The 21,273-nt window shown below is 69.0% G+C and carries 23 protein-coding genes and 1 pseudogene; 19 read left to right on the plus strand and 5 right to left on the minus strand.

The window, feature by feature from the left end; genetic code table 11:
* Positions 1-22: 22 nt before the first annotated feature.
* From KBX37_RS17535 to KBX37_RS17600, 14 genes are all read left to right on the plus strand, one after another.
* Complete coding sequence (locus tag KBX37_RS17535) at positions 23-427, plus strand: carboxymuconolactone decarboxylase family protein (protein ID WP_210777022.1); 405 nt, start codon at positions 23-25, stop codon at positions 425-427.
* Positions 428-537: 110 nt separating this feature from the next.
* Positions 538-1,125: an amino acid synthesis family protein gene (locus tag KBX37_RS17540; RefSeq protein ID WP_210777023.1), complete on the plus strand. Its 588-nt coding sequence runs from the start codon at positions 538-540 to the stop codon at positions 1,123-1,125.
* Positions 1,122-2,318, plus strand: coding sequence for an amidohydrolase family protein (locus tag KBX37_RS17545; RefSeq protein ID WP_210777024.1), 1,197 nt, complete (start codon positions 1,122-1,124; stop codon positions 2,316-2,318). Before KBX37_RS17540 ends, KBX37_RS17545 begins: the two co-directional genes overlap by 4 nt.
* A 37-nt stretch (positions 2,319-2,355) precedes the next feature.
* Positions 2,356-2,550 carry a ferredoxin gene (locus KBX37_RS17550; RefSeq protein WP_210777025.1) on the plus strand — a complete coding sequence of 65 codons (195 nt, stop codon included), beginning with the start codon at positions 2,356-2,358 and terminating at the stop codon, positions 2,548-2,550.
* Between the two features lie 19 nt (positions 2,551-2,569).
* Entirely contained in the window at positions 2,570-3,736 is a 1,167-nt protein-coding gene (locus KBX37_RS17555) for an NAD(P)/FAD-dependent oxidoreductase (RefSeq protein WP_210777026.1), read from the plus strand.
* A gap of 666 nt (positions 3,737-4,402) precedes the next feature.
* Positions 4,403-4,651, plus strand: coding sequence for a hypothetical protein (locus KBX37_RS17560; protein WP_210777027.1), 249 nt, complete (start codon positions 4,403-4,405; stop codon positions 4,649-4,651).
* 2 nt (positions 4,652-4,653) lie between these two features.
* On the plus strand, positions 4,654-5,508 hold the full coding sequence (locus tag KBX37_RS17565; RefSeq protein WP_210777028.1) for a hypothetical protein: 855 nt from the start codon (positions 4,654-4,656) through the stop codon (positions 5,506-5,508).
* A gap of 31 nt (positions 5,509-5,539) precedes the next feature.
* Positions 5,540-6,574 carry a dihydrodipicolinate synthase family protein gene (locus KBX37_RS17570; RefSeq protein WP_210777029.1) on the plus strand — a complete coding sequence of 345 codons (1,035 nt, stop codon included), beginning with the start codon at positions 5,540-5,542 and terminating at the stop codon, positions 6,572-6,574.
* Positions 6,575-6,579: 5 nt separating this feature from the next.
* Positions 6,580-7,878, plus strand: a complete 1,299-nt coding sequence (locus tag KBX37_RS17575; RefSeq protein WP_210777030.1) for an aromatic ring-hydroxylating dioxygenase subunit alpha — start codon at positions 6,580-6,582, stop codon at positions 7,876-7,878.
* A gap of 1 nt (position 7,879) precedes the next feature.
* Entirely contained in the window at positions 7,880-8,401 is a 522-nt protein-coding gene (locus tag KBX37_RS17580; protein ID WP_210777031.1) for a 3-phenylpropionate/cinnamic acid dioxygenase subunit beta, read from the plus strand.
* A 19-nt stretch (positions 8,402-8,420) separates the two neighbouring features.
* The gene (locus tag KBX37_RS17585; RefSeq protein ID WP_210777032.1) at positions 8,421-8,732 is read left to right on the plus strand and encodes a hypothetical protein; all 312 of its coding nucleotides are present in this window, start codon (positions 8,421-8,423) and stop codon (positions 8,730-8,732) included.
* Entirely contained in the window at positions 8,729-9,508 is a 780-nt protein-coding gene (locus KBX37_RS17590; RefSeq protein ID WP_210777033.1) for an SDR family NAD(P)-dependent oxidoreductase, read from the plus strand. Before KBX37_RS17585 ends, KBX37_RS17590 begins: the two co-directional genes overlap by 4 nt.
* Position 9,509: 1 nt before the next feature.
* On the plus strand, positions 9,510-10,706 hold the full coding sequence (locus tag KBX37_RS17595; RefSeq protein WP_210777034.1) for a glucose 1-dehydrogenase: 1,197 nt from the start codon (positions 9,510-9,512) through the stop codon (positions 10,704-10,706).
* Positions 10,707-10,755: 49 nt separating this feature from the next.
* Complete coding sequence (locus KBX37_RS17600) at positions 10,756-11,475, plus strand: SDR family NAD(P)-dependent oxidoreductase (RefSeq protein ID WP_210777035.1); 720 nt, start codon at positions 10,756-10,758, stop codon at positions 11,473-11,475.
* A gap of 122 nt (positions 11,476-11,597) precedes the next feature.
* On the opposite strand, the gene KBX37_RS17605 is transcribed toward KBX37_RS17600, so the two are convergent.
* Positions 11,598-12,755: a S9 family peptidase gene (locus KBX37_RS17605; RefSeq protein ID WP_210777036.1), complete on the minus strand. Its 1,158-nt coding sequence runs from the start codon at positions 12,753-12,755 to the stop codon at positions 11,598-11,600.
* Between the two features lie 367 nt (positions 12,756-13,122).
* Here KBX37_RS17605 and KBX37_RS17610 point away from each other — a divergent pair, with 367 nt between their 5' ends.
* Complete coding sequence (locus tag KBX37_RS17610; RefSeq protein WP_307849105.1) at positions 13,123-14,547, plus strand: aldehyde dehydrogenase family protein; 1,425 nt, start codon at positions 13,123-13,125, stop codon at positions 14,545-14,547.
* Between the two features lie 561 nt (positions 14,548-15,108).
* On the opposite strand, the gene KBX37_RS17615 is transcribed toward KBX37_RS17610, so the two are convergent.
* Entirely contained in the window at positions 15,109-15,486 is a 378-nt protein-coding gene (locus tag KBX37_RS17615; protein ID WP_210777046.1) for a hypothetical protein, read from the minus strand.
* Between the two features lie 10 nt (positions 15,487-15,496).
* Positions 15,497-15,670, minus strand: a pseudogene (locus tag KBX37_RS17620) (transposase); the annotation flags it as partial.
* Positions 15,671-15,737: 67 nt separating this feature from the next.
* Between KBX37_RS17620 and KBX37_RS17625 the strand changes: the two are divergent.
* The 3 genes from KBX37_RS17625 (at position 15,738) to KBX37_RS17635 (ending at position 17,825) form a co-directional block, all read left to right on the plus strand.
* Positions 15,738-16,295 (plus strand): hypothetical protein, encoded by a 558-nt coding sequence (locus tag KBX37_RS17625; protein ID WP_210777038.1) that lies wholly within the window; start codon positions 15,738-15,740, stop codon positions 16,293-16,295.
* 143 nt (positions 16,296-16,438) lie between these two features.
* A complete protein-coding gene (locus KBX37_RS17630; protein ID WP_210777039.1) occupies positions 16,439-16,936 on the plus strand; it encodes an RNA polymerase sigma factor in 498 nt (165 codons plus the stop codon).
* Positions 16,929-17,825, plus strand: a complete 897-nt coding sequence (locus KBX37_RS17635; protein WP_210777040.1) for a hypothetical protein — start codon at positions 16,929-16,931, stop codon at positions 17,823-17,825. The genes KBX37_RS17630 and KBX37_RS17635 overlap by 8 nt, the downstream gene beginning before the upstream one ends.
* 372 nt (positions 17,826-18,197) lie before the next feature.
* Here KBX37_RS17635 and KBX37_RS17640 read toward each other — a convergent pair whose 3' ends face one another.
* Positions 18,198-18,674, minus strand: a complete 477-nt coding sequence (locus KBX37_RS17640) for a MerR family transcriptional regulator (RefSeq protein ID WP_210777041.1) — start codon at positions 18,672-18,674, stop codon at positions 18,198-18,200.
* Between the two features lie 116 nt (positions 18,675-18,790).
* Between KBX37_RS17640 and KBX37_RS17645 the strand changes: the two genes are divergently transcribed.
* Complete coding sequence (locus KBX37_RS17645) at positions 18,791-19,840, plus strand: aldo/keto reductase (protein WP_210777042.1); 1,050 nt, start codon at positions 18,791-18,793, stop codon at positions 19,838-19,840.
* Between the two features lie 143 nt (positions 19,841-19,983).
* Here KBX37_RS17645 and KBX37_RS17650 read toward each other — a convergent pair whose 3' ends face one another.
* Entirely contained in the window at positions 19,984-20,577 is a 594-nt protein-coding gene (locus KBX37_RS17650; protein WP_210777043.1) for a hypothetical protein, read from the minus strand.
* Between the last annotated feature and the right edge of the window lie 696 nt (positions 20,578-21,273).

Raw genomic sequence — 21,273 nt, forward strand, 5'->3', positions numbered from 1 at the left:
GGTGCAGCAGGAACGACCGGTCGTGGCCGATGACGACAAACAGGCGTACGTGGACGACATGGTGCGACGCCGCGGGTACGTGCTGCCCTACCACAAGGCGATGGCGGAGGTCGATCTGCCGGTGCTCAAGGCAGCAGACGACCTGGTGTCCGCGGCGTACCTCTCGCAGCGCACGCTGGACCACAGAACCAAGGAGCTGCTGTTCGTCCTCAGCCTCACCGTCCTCAAGGCCGAGCGGCATCACATCGCCAGCCACATCCGGACCGCGCTGCGCATCGGCGTCAGCCCGCAGGAGATCCTCGAGGCCATCGAGATCGCGCTGCCGGAGGCCGGCGTCGTGGCCTTTCAGCACGGGTTCGACGTGTGGCGCGAGGTGGTGGGCGTGACCGGCGTCGAACCCAGCGCTGGCGTCCTTCCTCGACAGTGACGGGTGAATTGACCCGACGGGGGGACGATCCACCGCAACGTCCCGACCTAGCCTCAGCACACCTGACAACAGCTCGAGCTCCGGGCCGCCCGAGAAGACGGAGGAACGACGTGACCGGCGACGCCCTGACGATCCGCAAGGTGTTCTCCCAGATCGAGGAGGTTCGACGCGCGGCCGGCGCCCACGACGACGGGCCGCCGCTACGCAAGGTCGCCGTCTGCGCCGTCGTGACCAACCCGTACGCCGGGCAGGGCTACGTCCAGAACCTCAACGCCCTCGTCGAGGCGTCGCAGGAGATCGGCACCATGATCGGCGCCGAGGCGGCGCGCCTGCTGGACGCCCCGGTGGCGAGCTACGGCAAGGGCGGTCTCGTCGGCGCCGCCGGCGAGCAGGAGCACGTGAACGCCGCTCTCACCTCGGTGTTCGGAAATGCCCTCCGGGACGCCATCGGCGGTGGCGAGGCGTGGATCACCTCGGTCACCAAGCCGGGGACGCCTGGAGTGGTCATCGACGTGCCGCTGGCCTACAAAGACGAGATCTGGGTGCGCAGCCACTACGACGCTCTCGAGGTCCGGATCCCCGACGCCCCGCTGCCCGACGAGCTGGTGATCATCGCCGCCGTCGCCAACCGCGGCCGGCTCAATGCCCGCGTCGGCGGCATGAGCGTGGACGAGGCGAAGGCGAAGGGCGAGCAGTGAGCACACTCGCGATCACCAACGCCGGCACGGTGCTTTCCGGTGACTTCGAGTCGCCCGTCATCGCCGACGTCGACACCGTCATCACCGAGGACGGTGTGATCACCGCCGTGGGCCGGCGGAGCGACCTCGCGGACCTGGTCGAGGCCGCCGACGTGGTCATCGACGCGCAGGGCAGCACGCTCGCACCGGGGCTGATCGACTCGCACTGCCACGTGGTGCTCGGCGACTACACGCCTCGACAGAAGACGGTCGACTTCCTCGCCAGCTACGTCCACGGCGGCATCACCAGCGTGATCTCACCGGGAGAGATCCACGCTCCGGGCCGCCCGCACAGCGCCGTCGGCGTCAAAGCGCTGGCGATCGCCGCGAAGACCTGCTTCGACAACTTCCGCCCCGGTGGCATGCGGGTCCACGCGGGAGCGGTCGTGCTCGAGCCGGCGCTCACCGAGAAGGACTTCGCCGACCTGCAGGACGCGGGTGTCCACCTCGCCAAGTTCGGCTTCGGCCGCTATGAGGACCCCTCCGACGGTGTCGACCAGGTGCGCTGGGCGCAGCAGCACGGCATCACCGTGATGTGCCACTCCGGGGGCGCTAGCATCCCGGGGAGCAAGCCGATCACTCCGGAGCATCTGCTCAAGCTCGCCCCCGACGTCTGCGGGCACGTGAACGGTGGGCCGACGTCGCTCGACCAGGCCGGCGTCGACGTGATCATCGAGCAGACGGAGATGGCGCTTCAGCTCGTCCAAGCGGGCAACCTGAAGTCCTCGGTTCGGATCCTGCGCAAGGCGTACGAGGAGGGCCGCTTCCACCGGATCGTGATCGGATCGGACACGCCGACGGGCACCGGTGTGATGCCGCTCGGCGTAATCAAGACCGTCGCCGAGCTGTCGTCGTTCAGTGGGATCGATCCGGCGCAGATCTGGGCGGCCGCTTCCGGGAACAACGCCCGTACCTGGGGCCTGCCCTCCGGCTTCGTTCGGCAGGGGGCTGCCGCCGATCTCGTGGTCATGGATGCCCCGTGGGGCTCGACCGCAGACGATGCGCTCGGCGCCTTGGCGATCGGTGACATCCCGGGCATCAGCGCTGTGGTCACCGACGGCGTCGTCCGGGGCCTGCTCAGCCGCAACACCCCGCGTGCGGCACGGCTGGCCACCGCACGCCCGGAAATGACCCACCTGGCGGGCGGCCACTGACGCCCACCGACCACCCACACGAGGAGTTGGACAAACGATGAAGGTTATCGTCGACCTCGACGCATGCCAGGGCTACGCCTGCTGCATGATGGAGGCGCCCGAGGTGTTCGACCTCGACGAGGACGCCGGCAAGGTGCTCCTGCTGCTGGAGAGCCCGCCCGAGGGCCTGCGCACCAAGACCGAGGCTGCCGTTCGGGCCTGTCCCGCCAAGGCCCTCAAGCTTGAGGACTGAGGACGGGGACATGGACAGGGTGGTCGTCGTCGGGGCGTCGCTCGCAGCGGTGCACGCGGTCGAGGCGCTCCGCGAACACGGGTACGCCGGCGACATCGCGCTCGTCGGAGCCGAGGACGTGCTCCCGTATGACCGCCCACCGCTGTCCAAGGAGGCCCTGCGCGAAGGCGTCGAGCCCGACAAGCTGCTGTTGCGCGACCCGGGCTGGTACGACGGCCAGGGCGTCACCCTGCGCCTGGGCCGGGCCGCCATCGGCCTCGATACCCGTGACCGCGCCGTCGTTCTCGAGGGCGGTGGCCGCGTCCCCTATGACGGGGTGGTGCTTGCGACTGGTTCGCGGGCCCGCACGGTGACCTGTGGACCCCCGGGAGCCGAGCGGGCCGTGCGTTCGCTCCGGTCGCTCGAGGACGCGGTCGCGCTGCGGCAGGAGCTGCTCGAGGCGAGGAGTCTGGTCGTCATCGGGGCTGGTTTCATCGGGCTTGAGGTGGCGGCGACGGCCCGTGAGATGGGCCTGGAGGTCACCGTGGTCGAGCTCGCGCCCGTGCCCCTGGCGCGCGTCCTCGGCGACGAAGTCGGCCATTGGTTCCGCCACTACCACGCGCAGCGCGGCGTGGACGTCCGGTGCGGAGTCGCCGTCGACGAGATCGAGAGGAGTGCCGGCAACAGCAAGGTCCGGCTGCGCGACGGGACGGTGCTCTCCGCCGACCTCGTCGTCGCCGGCGTTGGCGCGGCGCCGGCCACGGACTGGCTGGCCGGCAGCGGGCTCGGCCTCGGCGACGGAGTGCGCTGCGACGAGGCTCTGCGCACCACCGTGCCCGATGTGGTGGCTGCCGGTGACGTGGCCACCTGGTACAACCCGCTCTTCGACGAAACCATGCGCGTGGAGCAGTGGAACAACGCGGTCATCCAGGGGCGGCACGCCGCCGGCACGCTGCTCGGCGGAGGCGACGCCTGCGCCGTGGTGCCCTACTTCTGGTCCGATCAGTTCGAGGCCAGAATGCGCTTCGTCGGCCGTTCCAACGCCGCCAGTGACGTGCGTGTCGTCGAGAGCAGTGACCGGCGGCTCGTGGCGCTCTTCGGGCGCGACGGCAAGATCCGCGGTGCGCTCTGCGTCAACGCTCCCCGGCAGCTCGCGCTCTACCGGAAGGCGATCGAGGACCAGGTGCCCTGGGGCGACGTGGACTGACGCCGACGGCCCGCGCCTGTGCGCGTCGACTGCCCTGAGAGCTGTGCTGCTGATCGACGAGCACCCGCTCGTCGGTCAGGTCGGTCATCGCCGCGTCAAGCCCCTCACGGCCGCAGCCTGACTCCTTCACCCGGCAAGTGCATCTGCTCTGCCGGGTAGGATGCCACGTCGCCGGTCACCCACCCCGTCGACCTGTGCCTAGCGCACCGGTTGCCGTTCTCGGCGTCGATCCCCGCAGCCACCTCGTCGCGGCGCTCCTCGGGCCGTCGGGCGACATAATCAGGGTGTCCGAGCAGGCGTACGTCGACGTGCACACCAAAGTGATGACGGACGATCTACGCGGCGGTCGAGGCCCGCTCGAATCTGGTCGGCCGGGATGAGCGGCGAAACTGCCGACGAAGTGCCGTCGTACGGGTGGTGGAGCCGGCCCGTGCGCCCTCCTCGGGCTGGTCGGCGACCCACCAGGCTCGGACGTCGGACTGGGTGAACTCCTCAGCCGGCGGGCCGACGCAGCGATCGTGACCCGCGGATCGGACAGGTGGGCAGGCTCGCGGGATGAATTGACCCGTAGGGGTACTGCGTCGCCCTCCTGCGCGCTCATACGGTCCAGGTCGAGGCAGGACCGCCTCGGCACCGACCAGGAAGCGCGGATCGGAGGTGTGACGGTTGTTCCAGCTGCAGCAGATGTTGTGGGACATCCGCAAGGACATCGCGCTCGCGACCAGGTTCCAGAACGAGCCCGACGCCGTCCTCGACAGCTACGGCATCGAGGGGGTCGAGCGCGACGCCATGCGCACGCTCGACTTCAAGACGCTCTACGAGCGGGGCGCCAACCCATACCTCCTGTACTTCTGCGCCCTGCAGATCGGCGTGGACCGCGCCGAGTACTACACCCGTATCCGCGGAGAGGTGTGACCATGCCGAGCACCGCCACAGGCACCGGCCGCGTCGTCGGAGTATTCGCCACGTCTCACTCGCCGGGCATCACCGGCTTTCCCGAGCGCGCCGACCCCGCCCAGCGCAAGGCCGTCGAGGACGCGTTCGCCGACGTGCGCGACCGTATCGCCGCGCTCGAGCCGGACGCCCTCGTCGTGGTCTCGGTGGAGCACTTCACGAACTTCTTCCTCGCCAACCTGCCGGCCTTCGCCGTCTGCACCGCCGACAGCTACCTCGGTCCAGTGACGCCGGAGATGGGCCAGTTCCTCAACGTCCACCAGCATCAGTACCCGGGCGCCGGGCCGCTCGGTCGCCACCTATACGAGTTCGCGCTGGAGTCGGAGTTCGACCCGAGCCTGGTCGAGGGCGGGATGGCGTTCGACGAGAACTTCTGCGTGCCCCTCAAGCACCTCGACCCGGAGTCCCGGTACCCGCTGGTGCCGATCATCGTCAACGGCGTGAACCCGCCATGGCCCACCGCGCGCCGTTGCTACGACTTCGGGCGGATGGTGCGCGCCGCGGTCGAGGCGCAGAACGAGTACCAGCGAGTGGTCGTGGTCGCCACCGGCGGCCTCTCCCACTGGGTGGGCATGCCGGAGTCCGGAACGATCAACGAGGACTTCGACCGGGACTTCCTGGCGCGTCTCGAGGCGGGCGACCCCGAGCGGTTGACCGCCTACAGCCGGGACGAGATCGATCTCGCCGGAAACGGAGCCCACGAGATCAGGACATGGCTCGTCGCAGCGGGTGCGGCAGCCAGCCCCTTCGAGACGCTCGTCTACGAGCCCGTGCCTGCCTGGCTTACCGGAACCGCCGTCGTGGCCGCCCGGATGTGAACCGAACCAACCGATGAAGAAGGACGCCAACATGAGCAAGCTTCCCAAGGTCACCGGCCCGGACATGCGCGGTGTGATGTCCTACCCGCCCACCCCGGCCCTTCCCGGCGCGGAGCGCGTGGACGCCGTGGACACCGTCGACCTGGCCGAAACCGAGCGGATGATCAGAACGCTGATCGCCGACGGCGTCGACGCGATCGCCCTGAACGGCACCCTCGGTGAGTGCGCCACCCTGACGCTGAAGGAGTGGCAGGACTTCGCCGGCTGCGTCGCCGAGACTGTCCGTGACGTCAACCCGGACTTCCCGGTGTTCATCGGCACGACCACGCTGAACACCCGCGACACCGTGTCGCGGATGAAGTTCCTCGCGGAGCTGGGCATCACCGGCACGCTGCTCGGCCGGCCGATGTGGGGCAACATGGTCGCGCCGGTGATGGAGCGCTTTTACCGCGACGTCGCCGAAGCCGTCCCCGCGCTCGCGATCGTCGTCTACGACAACACCGCGGCGTTCGGCGGAATCATCCCCCGCAGCGTCTACAAGACCCTCATCGAGCTTCCCCAGGTCGTCGCCGTGAAGTACGCCGGCGGTGCGTCGGTCGGCTTCCGCTACCACAACGACATGGCCCACACCGGCAAGCACTTCCCCCTGATGCCGATCGAGACGGACTGGCTGCCGGCCTGGGAGATGTACGGCGAGGAGCTCGTCGGCATGGCCTGGTCGTCAACCACCGCCTGCGGCCCAGCCCCGGTGCTCGCGCTGCGGGACGCGCTGCGGGACAACCGCATCGAGGACGCCAAGTGGCTGACCGAGCGTCTGCGCTGGGCGCACGAGCCGTTCCTGGTCGGTCAGGACTTCATGGAGTTCGCGAAGTACAACATCCCGCTGGAGAAGATCCGGGTCAACGAGGCGGATTACATCCACGTCGGCAAGTGCCGCCCGCCGTACACGGAGGACCTGGTGCCGGAGAAGCACGTCCAGGACACCAAGGACCACATCGCCCGGTACAAGCAGGTGATCGACCAGGTGGCCGAGCGCTTCGGCACGACTCACACGACCCGGAGCTGACAAAGATGTCGCAGGACCTGGACACGATGATCCGCGAGATGCTCGAGGGAGTGCCCGCCGGGCGGGTCCCCGCGCGCATCTTCAACGATCGGGAGGTTTTCGAACGCGAGCTGACGCGGGTGTTCGGCAAGGCCTGGTGCTTCCTCGCGCACGAGTCGGAGATCCCGAAGCCCGGCGACTACGTCACGCGCTACATCGCCAACAACAACATCATCGTGGCGCGGGACGAGAAGGGCGAGGTGCACGCACACCTCAACATGTGCCGCCATCGCGGCAACATGATGTGCAAGTCCGAGATGGGCAACGCGTCGCACTTCCGCTGCTCCTACCACGGTTGGGTGTACAAGAACTCAGGCGAGCTCATCGGCGTTCCGTACTTCAACGAGGCGTACGCCAAGAAGCTCGACCGCAAGCAGTTCGGCCTGGTCAAGGTGCGCGTCGACAGCTACGCCGGCCTGATCTTCGGCACGCTGGACCCGGAGGCGGAGAGCCTTGAGGACTATCTGGGCGGGTTCCAGTTCTACCTGGACATCTACCTCAAGCAGGGTGTGAACGGCAGCGAGGTGCACGGCCCGCCGGACCACTGGGTGGCCGAGACCGACTGGAAGATCTGCACCGAGAACTTCTCCGGCGACGGCTACCACACCCCGGTGGCGCACCAGTTCGGGTTCCACCTGGGCTACTTCCCGTCCTCCGGCTCGACGCACTCGAAGGGCTGGGCGGTGCACATCCCCGGCAAGGGACACGGCATCGGCCTCGGGCACACGCCGGGGATGCAGCCGTTCTTCGGCTACCCCGACGACCTCGTCAAGCAGATGCACGAGAGCCTGAGCCCGGAGCAGCTCGAGGTCTTCTCCAAGACCAGGACCGCCGTGGGTTCGGTGTTCCCGAACCTGTCCTTCCTGATCCAGCCGCTGAGCCTGCAGCCCGGTGACCCGGGCGTGCGGTTCTGCACGATGCGGCTCTACCACCCGGTCGGCCCCGGGCGGATGGAGATGTGGTCGTGGTGCCTGGTACCCAAGGACGCCTCGGACGAGTACAAGAAGGCCGCCTACCAGGCGTACACCCTGGCCTTCGGTCAAGCCGGCACCTTCGAACAGGACGACTTCGAGAACTGGACGAAGGTCACCAAGATGACGGGCAGCACCCTCGCCCGCGACGTGGACTTCCCCTACATCCAGGGGCTCGAGCGAGAGCCGCTGACGGACTTCCCCGGCCCCGGGTACGCCGTCGAGCCGTACGTCACCGAGGACAACTTCCGCAACCTCTGGGCGACCTGGGCGCGCTACATGGAGGGTGAGTGACGTGGCACTCCAGATGGATCTCGCCGACCGGGAGGTGCAGGAGTCCGTCCGCGACTTCCTGCACCTGGAGTCGCTGGCACTGGACGAGCGGCGGTTCCGTGACTGGTTGACCGCCTTCGCAGAGAACGCCCGGTACGAGGTACCGGTGCGCGTGACACGCGAAAAGCTGGCTGAGTGGGAGCTGTCACCGACCTCACGGATCTTCGATGACACCAAGCGGACGCTGGAGTTCCGGGTCGAGCGCCTGGAGACGGACTTCGCGTGGTCGGAGCAGCCGCCGTCACGGACCCGGCACTACGTGACGAACGTACTGGTCGAGCGGACCGACACCGCGGACGAGTACCTCGTGCACTCGAACTGCCTCATCTACCGCAGCCGCGGCGACGACCCCAACCCGAGCATCTTCTCCACGCAGCGCAAGGACCGCATCCGCAAGGTCGACGACAGCTGGCAGATCGTGCACCGGTGGGCCGCGATCGACCAGTCGCTGATCAACGCGCACAACATGTCGATCTTCATCTGAGCGAGAACGCGGAGGAACCATGTCCGAGGAGAACGTACCCGCCGAACAGCCGGGGAGCGTTGCCAACCTCTTCCAGGTGGGCGGCTGGCCGGCGGAAGGGACACTGCTCGGCCGGATGCCGGAAGAGAGCATGCCCGGGCCCATCGTCGTCTCGAACGAGTTCGCCGATGTGGTCGTCACCCAGGTACGCAGCCGCAACGGCGTGCGACTGGACATCTGGTCGCCGCGCCGCGGCAGCCGGATCCAGCTCGACGCGGTCGCCCTCGACTGCCTGAGCTATCAGTCGCCCGACGTCATCACCCAGATGTTGGCCGAGAAGCCCGGAGGATGAGCGGCCGCCTCGCGACCGTCGCCGCGGTCGTCACCGGTGGCGGCTTCGGAATAGGACGGGCCGTCGTCGAGGCCTACCTCGCCGAGGGCGCCGCAGTCACCGTGGTGGAGCGTTCCGCCGAGAACGCCGAACGGCTGCTGCACGATCACCCCCACGGAGTGCAGGTCGTGGTCGGCGACGCGACCGACCCGGCGCTCCTGGCCAGGGCGGTCGCCGAGGCGGGAGCAGGCGGGCGGGCGCATGGCCAGCTCACCTGCTGTGTGGGCGTCCACGACAGTTTCGCCAGCGTGCGCGAACTCACCGCCGAGGCCCTCGCCGAGGCCGGCCGGGAGCTGTGGTCGACGAACGTGCTCAGCGCGATGCTCGCCGTCAACGCGGCCTACCCGTGGCTCTCGCGCAGCTCCGGCTCGGTGACGCTCACGGTCTCGGAGTCGGCCTTCCACAACACCGGGGGCGGGGTGCTCTACGGCAGCTCCAAGTGGGCGGTCCGCGGGGTGATCTCCCACCTGTCCGCGGACCTGGCACCCGAGGTCCGGGTCAACGGCGTGTCCCCGGGTGGCACCACCGCGACCCGCTTCGCCGGCTCCGAGACCCTCGGTACGCCGACACCCGCGGATCAGCGGGCCGGGCGCGACCAGATGATCGCCGACGGGAACGTGCTGGGCGTGGTGCCGTCGCCCGCCGACCACGCGGGCGCCTACCTGTACCTTGCCGACCCGGTGGCGGCTCGCGTCGTCACCGGCGTCGTCATCAACACCGACGGAGGTCGACGCTGACGTGTCCAAGACGCCTCTGGACCTGGTCAAGGACCACCTGCGCGCCGAGGACCGCCACGACGTCGCGGCGGTCCTGGCCACCTTCACCGACGACTGCATCTACCGGATCCCGGCCTACGACGTCGACCTGCGGGGCAAGGAGGAGATCGGACAGTTCTACTCCGGCATGTTCGCCTCGTTCCCGGACTTCGCCAACGAGTCGGAGACCTATCATGTCTCCGACGAGGCGGTCTTCGTGGAGATCGTCACCGAGCGCACCCACGGCGGCCCGTGGCGTGACTTCGAGCCGACGGGCACGACGTTCCGGACGACCTCGCTCGCTCAGTTCCCGATCGCCCCGGACGGGCTGCTCGGCGGAGAGATCGTCCATGTCAACCCCGTCGACGCGCTCTACAAAATCGGGGCGCTACCGAATCCGGACCTGTTCCGCGCGGTACGCCGCTTTCGCCCGCTCGCCGGGCGCAAGGCGTTGGTTACGGGCGCCTCGCGGGGCATCGGGGCCGCCACCGCGTCCGCCCTCGCCGAGGCGGGCGCCGACATCGCACTCGCGGGAAGGGACGAGACGGCCCTCGCCGAGGCCGCCGCCCATGCAGCGGCGGGCGGCATCCGGGTCGAGACCCTGATTGGCGACGTGACTGACGTGGCCACCTGTGAACGACTCGTGGGTGACGCCGTCGACGCACTTGGGGCCGTCGACATCCTTGTCAACGCCGCCGGTGGTACCCACCGCGTCCCGGCACTGGAGATGACCGAGGGGCAATGGGACGGGGTCCAGGACATGAACCTCAAGTCCGCCTTTTTCCTCAGTCAGGCGGCGGCACGGCGGATGGTGAAGCTGGGCCGGGGCGGGTCGATCATCAACGTGGCCTCGCTCAACAGCGTGGTGGGGAACGCCTGGGCGGCCTCGTACGCCGCCAGCAAGGGCGGGATCGCGTCGCTGACGCGTAGCCTCGCCCTCGAGTGGGCCGGCGCCGGCATCCGCGTCAACGCCATCGGGCCCGGCATGATTGCCACCGAGATGACCGAGCCGCTGACCGAGGACCTCGAGCGCTACCAGGCACTGCTCGCCCATATCCCGATGGGCCGCTTCGGCAGGCCGGATGAGTTGGCCGGAGCCGCCGTATTCCTCGCGTCGGCGGCGTCGTCGTACCTCACCGGTCAGATCATCTACGTCGACGGGGGCTACCTCTGTGTCTGAGCCACCGCACGACGGGCGTCTCCGGTCGCCTCGCGGTGGCCGTGTCGTCGTGGTGACCGGGGCCGCCGGTGGCATCGGCCGCAGCTGCGCACTGCTCCTCGCCGGGCGGGGGGCGGACCTGGCCTTGGCGGACCTCGATGCCGACCGGCTCGCCGTGGTCGCGGCTGAGGCGAGGGCACTGGGTGCGCGGGTGCACGTCCGACCTGTCGACGTCACCCGGGAGGATGACTGCGCTGCGCTGGTCGAGGACACGCTGCTGCACCTCGGCCGGCTCGACGGCGCGGTTCTCGCGGCCGGGACGGCCCACCACGCCGGCGTTCTGGATCTGACTTCGCAGCAGTGGCGGACCGCGGTGGAGGTACACCTCACCGCCACGTTTCTCTGTCTGCAGGCCGTCGCCCGGCAGATGGCGCCCGGTGGGGCGATCGTCTGCCTGTCCTCCACGGTCGCGGAGGTCGGTGGCCCGCCGCGGCAGGCCCACTACGTCGCCGGCAAGGCAGGCACGCTGGGCCTGGTGCGCGCCGCCGCCCGTGAGTTGGGCGCCCGTGGTGTGCGGGTCAACGCGGTGTCGCCGGGGTTCACCGACACCGGGATGAACACCGGACTGTTCAGCGACGAGGAGCTCGCCGAGCGGGTCGTCCGCGCGCCGCTGGGGCGACTCGCCGTGCCGGACGACATCGCCACGGTCGTCGCGTTCCTGCTGGGTGCAGACTCCGCCTTCGTCACTGGGCAGAACATCCGCGTGGACGGCGGCGCGAGCCTGGCCTGAGGATCCGCCCGGCGGGCGTGGGTGCCGAGAGGCCCGGCGCGAAGCGCCGAACAGTGAAACGGCCCCGGGCAACGGCACAGAGGTGCCGTGCCCGGGGCCGTCAACTGTCCCGCGGTGTCCGATCAGAGCCGGTCGGCGAACCAGTCGGTGAGCCGAGCCACGGCGACTGCCGCGTAGTCGTAGCTGCAGTGCAGGGACCCGGCGCCGTCGTAGATGTCGGTGGTGACGTCCTCGACCGTGAGCGCCTCGATGAACTGTTCGGCGCCCTTGATGTCCATGATGATGTCGCGGGTGCCGTGCATGACGTAGACCGGTACGTTGATCTTGTCCGCCACACCGTCGAGCGTGAACTTCGCGAGCTTCTCGCGGGCCTCGGCGTCATCCTTCGAGCCCGACAGCCACTGCAGTTGCTCCTGCAGGGGCGGGTAGAACTCGTAGAAGTCGCGGAGGATGCTCCAGGTGCCGCACCAGGCGGCGACCGCCTTCACCCGCGGCTCGAAGGCGGCTGCGCGCGGCGCGTAGTACCCGCCGAAGCTGACGCCGGCGAGTCCGAGGCGGTCCATGTCGACGTCGGAGCGGGTGGCGAGGTAGTCGAGCACCGCCGCGACCGGCACCTCGTAGTCCGGCCGGCTATACATCTTCTTGAACCGCAGCGAGCTGCCACGACCGGGCGTGTCGACGACGACGACGTTGATACCGCGGTCGGGGAACTGGTTGCCGCCGAGGAAAATCAGCTCCTCGGCCCAGGAGTCCGCACCGCCGAGGAACAGCACCGTCGGCCGCTTCTCCCCGGAGTTGTCGGGCCGCATGATGTAGCCGTCCATCGTGGTGTTCTCGAAGGGGACGTGGATCCGCTCGAGGACGCCGTCACTGAGCTCGACGGCCTTCTGGAAGTTCTTCGTGCCGTTGACGTAGGCCTGCTCACGCCGTGGATCAGAGGAGCGCAGGAAGAACTCGGAGTGCCGGTAGTAGCTGCACGAGCGGAAGAACGCTTTCATCGCGGTGTTGCGGTGGCCGGCGTCGAGCTCGCGCTGGGCGAACGCGCCGGTCTCCTCGGCGGTGCGCACCCACTCGCGTTGCCAGACCTCGCCGTCGGTGGTGGTGTCACCGATACGTGCCGCGGTACGGGCACACTCGAACAGGTCCGCACCGCCGACTGCCACCTGGGCGAGCAGTCGCATGGTCTGCAGCGACCAGTCCTCGTCCTGGGGGAAGAGTTCGATGATGGACAAGGCGTCGTGCTCGAGGTTCGCGTCGGGCGCATTCTGGCTGGTCGTCATGCTTCACTCCGTTTCTTACGAGGGCCTCTGACGCGGGACGGAGCGCGGCCCCGCGTACGCCGGCAGGCGCCGACGCGGTAACCCGCTGCTGCCAACGTAGGGACGGCCCGATACCGGGCACGTCCCCCCGACGGGTCAATTCAGGAATTCGCCGGATCGCCCCTTCCAGCGACTCCCGGTCTGGCCCATGCTCGGTGCTTGTCAGACGAGTGGATACCCGCTCAGGGCTACACGTCCTGGGCGTTCGGGCAGCGGCTCTGGCACCCACGGGGCTGCTCAGCCCGCTGGCCCAGTCGGTGCACACCCGCAGCCCGACGCAGGGCATCACCGCATGACACCTGAGATGACAGGAGAACCAGTGCAGCAGGTGCAGCCCAACTGGATAGCCGGGAAGCCGGTCGGATCCGACGACATCCTTGACGTCGTCCACCCCTGGGACGGGCGGCTGGCCGGCCGGGTCGGCCTGGCCACGCCGCAGCAGACAGAGGAGGCTGTCGCCGCCGCCGACGCGGTCTGCCGGGAGGCGGCCGCGCTGCCGGCGCACGTCCGGGCCGCCGCGCTCGATCACGTCCAGCGCCGGCTCACCGAGCGCGCCGACGAGATCGCCCGGCTGATCACCGCCGAGTCCGGCAAGCCGTTGAAGTGGGCCCGGGTCGAGGTCACCCGAGCCGCCTCCGTCTTCCGGCTGGCCAGTGAGGAGGCCCGGCGCTGGAGCGGCGAGCTACAGCGGCTCGACACCGATCCCGGCGGGGTCGGGCGGATCGCGATGATCCAGCGGGTGCCGCGCGGACCGGTCCTGGGCGTGGCGCCGTTCAACTTCCCACTGAACCTCGTCGCGCACAAGCTGGCCCCGGCCGTCGCCGTCGGCGCGCCGATCGTCGTCAAACCGGCCCCGAAGACGCCCCTGTCGGCGCTGCTGCTGGGGGAGCTGTTCGCCGAAACCGAGCTTCCGTCGGGCATGGTCTCGGTCGTCGTCGTGCCCAACGAACGCGCCGGCGACCTGGTCGCCGACCCGCGGCTTCCGGTGGTGTCCTTCACCGGCTCGGGGCCGGTCGGCTGGGGGATTCGCGACGCGGTCCCGCGCAAGCACGTCACCCTCGAACTCGGCGGCAACGCGGCGGCGGTGGTCTGCGCGGACTGGGCCAGCGACGCCGACCTTGACCGGGCCGCCTCGCGTATCGCGACTTTCGCCAACTACCAAGCCGGCCAGTCGTGCATCTCCGTTCAGCGGGTCTTCGTCGACCGGACGCTGGCCGGCCCATTCGCCGATCGGCTCGTCGCCGCCGTGCGGGCACTTCGGGTCGGTGACCCCTGGGACGAGACCACCGACGTCGGCCCGCTGATCGACGTCGTCGCCGCCGAGCGGGTCGAGGCGTGGGTGGGGGAGGCGGTGACAGCCGGCGCGACGCTTTTGACCGGTGGCGTGCGGGACAACAGCGCCTTTGCTCCGACCGTGCTCGCCGATGTGCCGCCGCATGTCAAGGTGTCCAAGGAGGAAATCTTCGGCCCAGTGCTCACCGTCACCACCATCGACGGAGTCGACGCCGCGTTCGCCGCCGTCAACGACTCACGGTACGGGCTGCAAGCGGGCATCTTCACCCACGACATCCGCGTCGCCATGCGGGCGCAGGCCGAGCTGGAGGTCGGTGGCATCATCGTCGGTGACGTGCCCAGCTACCGCGCCGACCAGATGCCTTACGGCGGGGTCAAGGAGTCCGGCGTCGGCCGAGAGGGTGTGCGTTCGGCGATGGAGGACCTGACCCATGAGCGAGTTATGGTTCTCGCCGTGTAGCGGGAACGGCCCCGCCCGGCGCCCGGCGCCCCGCCCAACAGGCCGAGCAATCGCGGGACGATTACCACCGGACTGGGGTAGCCGGCTGGGGGCAGTGGAGGACCCCGACCGGTGCTGAACTGCATCGAACAGCACTCAACTAGAGCCATAGGCGCTTACGGGCGGCCTGCAGGGACGGTGATCGACAGCCGAGATACCTTGACCAGTTCTTGTGCTCGCGACCTGCGTCGTTCGAGGCTGGATACATCGCCGTTGACCCCACCGGGCGCGTGATCGTCGCCGACAAGCCGGGACATCTGCCGGGCTAGATGAACGGCTGGCACTGCTGGCAGGGCGGCGAGCAAGCGCCCACACCACCCGTAGCGCTGCCTACTTCGCCTGGCACCGCGAGAACACCTCGCGGCCAACGCGACACGCCGTCGATGACGACGAGCCTCGTGCGTCAGATGAACGCCGAGGACCTACGTCGGGAAAGACCGCCGCTGGACCGGCAACAGACTTCGCTCAGTGACCTCTTCTGCCGTCCCGAAGAGGTCACTGAGCGGCTAGATCCATGCGAGCTCAAGGACTGCGGCCACGATCATCGGCGGTGGGGCTTCGGTTCGTGTCGCCCCTCGGACACAAACCATTGCCCCACGGTGCGCGCTGAGATGCAGCGCGCACCGTTTGCGTTTCAGGCCGATAGGTGAGTCGGAGTCCGAGTTGCCGGTAGACCTCGGCCTTGTCGGCGGAGTCGGCGTCGCGGAGCACGGTGGTGATGTCGCCGAGCGCGGTCACCAGGGTCGTGATTTCTGCTCGGCTCATCCGGCGCGGGGTGGTGCCCGCGTTCGCACGGAGATCCGCTTCCGCACGGGCGCGTTCGGCCTGTGTCTGCGCGATCCAGCCGGTGACTACCGCGGGGTCGGCACCAGCGTCGAGGGCGACGCGGTAGCGCTCCAACTTGGCGTCGCACTCGGTGATGATCGTTCGGGCTGGTGTCCTTGCTGACCTTCGCCCCATAGACCTCGTCGAAGTGCGCGGCGATCTCCCCGGTCGTCAGACCGCGTGTGGTCAACGACAACACCACATGGTCGACGCCGGCCAGCCGGCGCTGCCGCTTACGCACGATGACCGGGTCGAAGCTCTTGACCGCTGCGCTCATGGGATGTCTGTCAGGATGTCCGGCTGACGGTGGGCGAGGGGAGTCAGCGGTGGGCGACTGGTTCGAAACGATCGCCGACGTCGAGGCGACCGCCGAGGAGGCGGACCGACTGGGGGTCGAGGTGCTGTCCTGGCTGGTTGAGCAGGGCATCGTCATGGCGGAGCAGACCGACTGCATCCTGGGTGGCACTGGTTACGCTCCGGGCCCGGACTACGGTATCGCCGTTACCCAGCCTTACGCGCACATGCACCGTCAGGGGGTCAACGGGCTCAACGTGGTCACGGGACGGGCGGCGTTCTACTCCATGGGCGTAGATCGGATCGTGTGCCCCCACTGCCAATCGGCCGTCGTTGATCAGGACGACGAAGAGCACTGGCCCAGCTTCTCTGAGAGCATCGACAGCTGGTACGCCGGCGGCAGTGGCGTCGAGAGCTGCCCGCACTGCGGCAAGTCGGCCGGTCTCAACGAGTGGCACTGGAGCCCTCCGTGGGGCTTCGGCTACCTCGGCTTTGAATTCTGGAACTGGCCGCCACTTGATCCTGGCTTCATCGCTGACGTTGCCGATCTTCTCGGGCACCGGGTCGTCACACCCTGCGGAAAGATCTAGTGGCTGACGGCGGTGCTTCGCGTCCGTGCTTCCGGAACACTGCGCCCCCGGGAGCTCCGGAGCGAAACCACTGCCCAGTAGGCAACCGCCGGCGGGGGTGCGGCGTGACTAGGGGTACGACCAGGCGGGGAGGGAGGGGACGCATGTCAGGCGAGGAGAGCTTTGACGCGTTCTACCGAGGTAGCAGGCAGCGGCTCTACGACTGCCTGTACGCCCTCACGGGCAACGCCGCCGATGCGCAGGACGTGGTGCACGAGGCGTACGCCCGGGCCTGGCAGCGGTGGTCGACGGTCGGCGAGTACGCCGATCCGGAGGCCTGGGTACGGACGGTCGCCCGCCGCGTCGCGGTGAGTCGCTGGCGGCGGGCCCGTTCGGCGCTGAATGCCTACCGTCGGGCCGGCCCGCCGCAGGACGTGCCCGGCCCCAACCCGGACAGCGTCGCGCTGGTCGGCGCGCTCGCCCAGTTGCCGCCCGCTCAGCGGACCGCCTTGGTGCTGCACCACCTGGTCGGTCTGCCGGTGGCCGACGTGGCGCGGGAGACCGGCGTGCCCGAGGGCACCGTGAAGGCCCGCCTGTCCCGCGGCCGGCGAGCGCTCGCCAACCTGCTCGAGGCGACACCTTCGGAGGCGCACAATGTCTGACGGATTCGAGAGCACGTTCGCGCCGCTGCGGGGGCAGCAGCCGCCGGCGCCGTTCGCGTTCCCCGAGGCGGTCCGCCGTCGCGGACGGCAGCGCTCGCAGCGCCAGGCGGTCGTAGCCGGCCTGGCCGTCGTCGCCGTCGCCGTGGCGGGGGCGGGGGCCGGCTGGGCCGCGAACCTCGGGCCGGGCGACGGCTCGCCTATCCCCGGCGCCAGCCGGACGACCGTGGCGCCGAGCGGCACCGGGTCGCCGAGCGTGGCGCCGAGCCCGACGACCCCGGCAACGAGCGCCCCGCCGAGCCCGAACGGCAGCGGCAGGCCCGACCCCGGCGCGGCGGACCTGAGCACCCTCATGCTCCGGCCAGCGGATCTCGGGCCGGGTGCGTGGCGGAAGCAGCTGCCCAGCGAGCCGTTCTCCGGCGACACGTGGCGCTGGGCCGACCTGTGCGCGGCCTATCGCAGCTCCGACTATCCGTCTCTGCGCCGGCAGGCGGACCTCGACTTCACCGGGTACGCCACCGGGTCGGCCGGGTACGTCTACGAACACCTGCACCGGTATGCGGGCGGGTGGGGCCCGCGGGCGCTCGACGACGTACGTCACGTGCTGACGACCTGCGCCGGCACGGCGACACCGTCGACCGCGCCCGGAAGTCCGGCGCCCCGCAGGTTCACCGTCGTGGGCACCGGCTTCGCCGGGGACGAGGCGCTGCTCGTCCGCGAGGAGCAGTGGAACTACGAGGGTGAGAGGCTTGCAGCCGATCCGATCGTGACGCTCGTCGCGGTGGTCCGGGTCGGCGATCTGGTCGGCACCGTGATGTTCTCGCCCGACCGGGACGAGCCGTACGCGCGGATGGTCGCCACGGCGGCGGCGGGCCGGCTCGCGGCGGGGTAGCCGACGGCGGGTAAACCGGCAGTGGGACGCGAGGCGTTGTTCCGAGATGGCGGCCGAGCAGGAGTGTCTCCGGATCGCTGAGGTTGGGGGTGACGCCACCGATGATGGCCTCGGTGGTGTGGTAGGCGCGGTACTTCTGCCAGCCGCGCTTGCCGGGCCCGTAGCGGCTGTCGAGGCCGGGCGGGGCGCTGAGGAGGTCGAACACCACGTAGTGGGCGGGGTGGCTCCTGGCCAGGGCGTCGCGGTCAGTCCCGGCGGTGACCCGCCGCTGCAACTGGGAGAAGTCGGTCCGTTCCCCCGCCCACACCACGAGTTCCCCGTTTATCTCGGGTCAGCTAATCGCTTGCGGCGTCAGCCCGCACGGCGCCGTGTTCACGAGCCCGACACCCGCGCGTAGCCGATGCGGATCTCGGTCGGTTGCGCCGGTGCCGAAGGGGTTGGAGCGTGGCATTGGTGGTCGGCGGCGCTGTCCGGGTCGAGGAGGTCCTCATACACCCCGACCTTGAACCTGATCAGGTCCAGGCACTCGGCGAGTCTGCCGATCTGGGTGGTGACGTGGGCTTGGTGCTCGCGCAGGAGCGTGAGTCGTTCTTCCTCGTTGCCGGCTCCTTGCCTGACGAGGTCGGCGTATCGGCGTAGCGCGGGCAGGGGCATGCCGGAGGCGCGCAAGATGATGCAGACGGTAAGCCAGTCCACGTCATCCTGGCGGTAGACGCGCCGCCCGCCAGGTCCGCGCCGCACAGGGTTGACGAAGAGTCCCTCGTGCTCGTAGAAGCGCAGCGCGTGCACGCTCAAGCCGGTGCGTTTCGCGACCTGCCCGATGCTCAGACTTGTGGTGACCTCAGCCATACCGTTCACGGTAGCGGCTTGACCTAGAGCCGACTCTAGATCCTAGGGTTCCCCGTGCAATCGACACTTCTGTCGCGCTATGCAATCACGGCTGAACCAGTAAGGGAAGCATCACCATGCGCTATCGCACCCTCGGCGGAACCGGTATCGAAGTCAGTGTCTACTGCCTCGGGACCATGATGTTCCAGGATGGTTGCAACTCCGACCACGACGATTGTGTCCGCATCATCCACGCCGCCCTGGACCAGGGGATCAACTTCGTCGACACCGCCGACATGTACGGACAGGGAGAGTCCGAGGAAATCGTGGGCAAGGCGCTGCAGGGGCGCCGTGATGACATCGTATTGGCCACCAAGGTGCACTTTCAGATGGGCGAGGGCCGCAATCGCAGTGGCAACTCGCGGCGTTGGATCCTCAAGGCGGTTGAGGACAGCCTCAGGCGTCTGAACACCGACTGGATCGACCTCTACCAGGTTCACCGCCCCGACGATTCGACCGACGTCGAGGAGACGCTCTCGGTGCTCAGCGACCTTGTGCGCGAGGGGAAGATCCGCGCTTTCGGCTGCTCTACGTTCCCGGCCGAGGAGATCGTCGAGGCGCATCACGTCTCCGAGCGTCGCGGCCTGGGACGCTTCCGCACCGAGCAGCCGCCGTATTCGATCCTGGCGCGCGGGATCGAGGCCTCGGTCCTGCCCGTCTGCCAGCGCTACGGAATGGGTGTGCTGGTCTGGAGCCCACTGGCCTTCGGGTTCCTCACCGGCAAGTACCGCAAGAACCAGCCCATCGACCTGTCAACCGGCCGTCCCACAATCCGGCCGGAACGATTCGATCCCACGATCGCGGAAAACGCCGCCAAGCTCGACGTCGCCGAGCAGCTCGTCGAGCTCGCGGAAAACATCGGCTGCACCCTCCCGCAGCTCGCCATTGCGTTCACCGTGGCCCACCCCGCCGTCACCTCGGCGATCATCGGACCGCGGACCATGCCGCAACTGGAGGACCTCCTCAAGGGCGCCACGCTAACCCTGGACGATGCGACTCTCGACCGGATCGACGAGATCGTGCCGCCCGGAACCAACCTGTACAACCCCAACGCTCCCCTGCCCCCGCGTTCACTGACCGACACGGCACTGCGTCGCCGCCCACTCACCGACCGCGCCGCGGCCTGAGTGAGCTGATTGTGGTGGGCCAGTTGCTGAATCGAGGGAAACGGGCGCCCCCCCCGTCTCCCTCTTGGACTATCGATGACAGGTCCCGGCGCAGGTCGCGAGGCGTCTCGTCCGGTCCGGATCACGACGATCAGCAAAGCGGATCAATGCCGCTGGAGGCGGCTCAGGAACTCATTCACCAGGTGGGGCTTGGTGTCATCCATTCGGGTCCGAGTGCCCGACGTGATGCCACCCGCCTGGCCGCCACATGTGTAGATCAGCGGTACCGGTGGCCGGTCCGGGTAGCGCAGCACGAACGAGTGCTGGTGGGTGTATCCGATCATGGGGCAGGCTTCGCCCATCGGCTCTGGGGCGGCATCGGGCCACCAGCCGCTGTGTCGCTGCTGCCAGTGCCGCCAGGACTGGTTGCGGTCGGGTAGTCGGTTGAGCAGGGCGACGAAGTCGGTGGCCCCGGCGTGCAGCACCCGCTGACGCGGCGGATCGGCAACCCTGCGGCCCGGGATGTGCAGCGCCGTGGGCGTCGTGCATAGCAGAACCTCCGTTGCGCCGGGCGGCACCAGCGGACCGTGGGCGTCGACGAACTGGCGCCGCTCCTCGATGACCGGGCAGCCGTCCGATCCGAGCGGTATCTCATACGGAGTGCCTGTCACGGCCGGCCAGGGCGACGCGGTGCGCCGGACCCAGGCGGTCGTGACCACACCCGCGGCCACCGCGACCATCGACACCACGACGACCACCGCCCGACGCCGGCGCGGGCTCCACGTGGTCAATGGCAACCTCCAGCTCGGCGATTGCCAACGAGGCTAGCCTGCCGATCCAGGCAATAGCGCGGCGGCGAATGGCACGAACCGCCGTTCAACCGAGCAGCTTGCCAGCAGAAAGCAGCGAGCGCATCGGCGGCCGGCGCGAACGTACGATGCGGAGCCTCAGAGGACCAGCGCCGACCCACACTGCGCCCTGGAGAGCGAGGACCATCAAGGGGTCGGACCGTGGGGCCGAAAGGGGTCAGCTCCGGCAGGCCGGCCGGCGCAGGAAGACCCAGCATCCGCACGGCGCGCCCACAGTGGATGGGCCGCCCCGATCCGGGTCAGCTCCGAAGCACGGAGATTTGGCTAGATTCCAGATCCAGTCTTCAGGCGGAGCTGACCCCGGTAGAGCCCGCAAGGCCATAGGTGCAGGTGCCGAGGGCAGGTAGCTTCGTGATGTGGCGGACACCTGGCACCCCGGGCAGCAGACGTTGTGGCAGGAAGCCGAACACGCTGCCGCCAGGTTCATGCGGGCCATCGGTTTCAGGGACGCTGCTCTAAGAGACCGTCGGGTAACCGAGTGGTTACGCTGCAATAAGTCGTTCGGCGTCGATGCGTAGTGCGGCTTCGCGTTCGGTGGCGTTGGTCCAGCGGACCGCCTGGCCGGCCAGACGTATCGTCATGAGT

Source organism: Micromonospora sp. U56, from assembly GCF_018070095.1.
Lineage (GTDB): Bacteria > Actinomycetota > Actinomycetes > Mycobacteriales > Micromonosporaceae > Micromonospora > Micromonospora purpureochromogenes.

Bases quoted from the DNA above. Each gene is read 5' to 3' on its own strand.
- KBX37_RS17550 (WP_210777025.1), top strand. From the start codon at position 2,356: ATGAAGGTTATCGTCGACCTCGACGCATGCCAGGGCTACGCCTGCTGC.
- KBX37_RS17565 (WP_210777028.1), top strand. From the start codon at position 4,654: ATGCCGAGCACCGCCACAGGCACCGGCCGCGTCGTCGGAGTATTCGCC.
- KBX37_RS17570 (WP_210777029.1), top strand. From the start codon at position 5,540: ATGAGCAAGCTTCCCAAGGTCACCGGCCCGGACATGCGCGGTGTGATG.
- KBX37_RS17575 (WP_210777030.1), top strand. From the start codon at position 6,580: ATGTCGCAGGACCTGGACACGATGATCCGCGAGATGCTCGAGGGAGTG.
- KBX37_RS17585 (WP_210777032.1), top strand. From the start codon at position 8,421: ATGTCCGAGGAGAACGTACCCGCCGAACAGCCGGGGAGCGTTGCCAAC.
- KBX37_RS17590 (WP_210777033.1), top strand. From the start codon at position 8,729: ATGAGCGGCCGCCTCGCGACCGTCGCCGCGGTCGTCACCGGTGGCGGC.
- KBX37_RS17605 (WP_210777036.1), bottom strand. From the start codon at position 12,755: ATGACGACCAGCCAGAATGCGCCCGACGCGAACCTCGAGCACGACGCC.
- KBX37_RS17630 (WP_210777039.1), top strand. From the start codon at position 16,439: ATGTCAGGCGAGGAGAGCTTTGACGCGTTCTACCGAGGTAGCAGGCAG.
- KBX37_RS17635 (WP_210777040.1), top strand. From the start codon at position 16,929: ATGTCTGACGGATTCGAGAGCACGTTCGCGCCGCTGCGGGGGCAGCAG.
- KBX37_RS17640 (WP_210777041.1), bottom strand. From the start codon at position 18,674: ATGGCTGAGGTCACCACAAGTCTGAGCATCGGGCAGGTCGCGAAACGC.
- KBX37_RS17645 (WP_210777042.1), top strand. From the start codon at position 18,791: ATGCGCTATCGCACCCTCGGCGGAACCGGTATCGAAGTCAGTGTCTAC.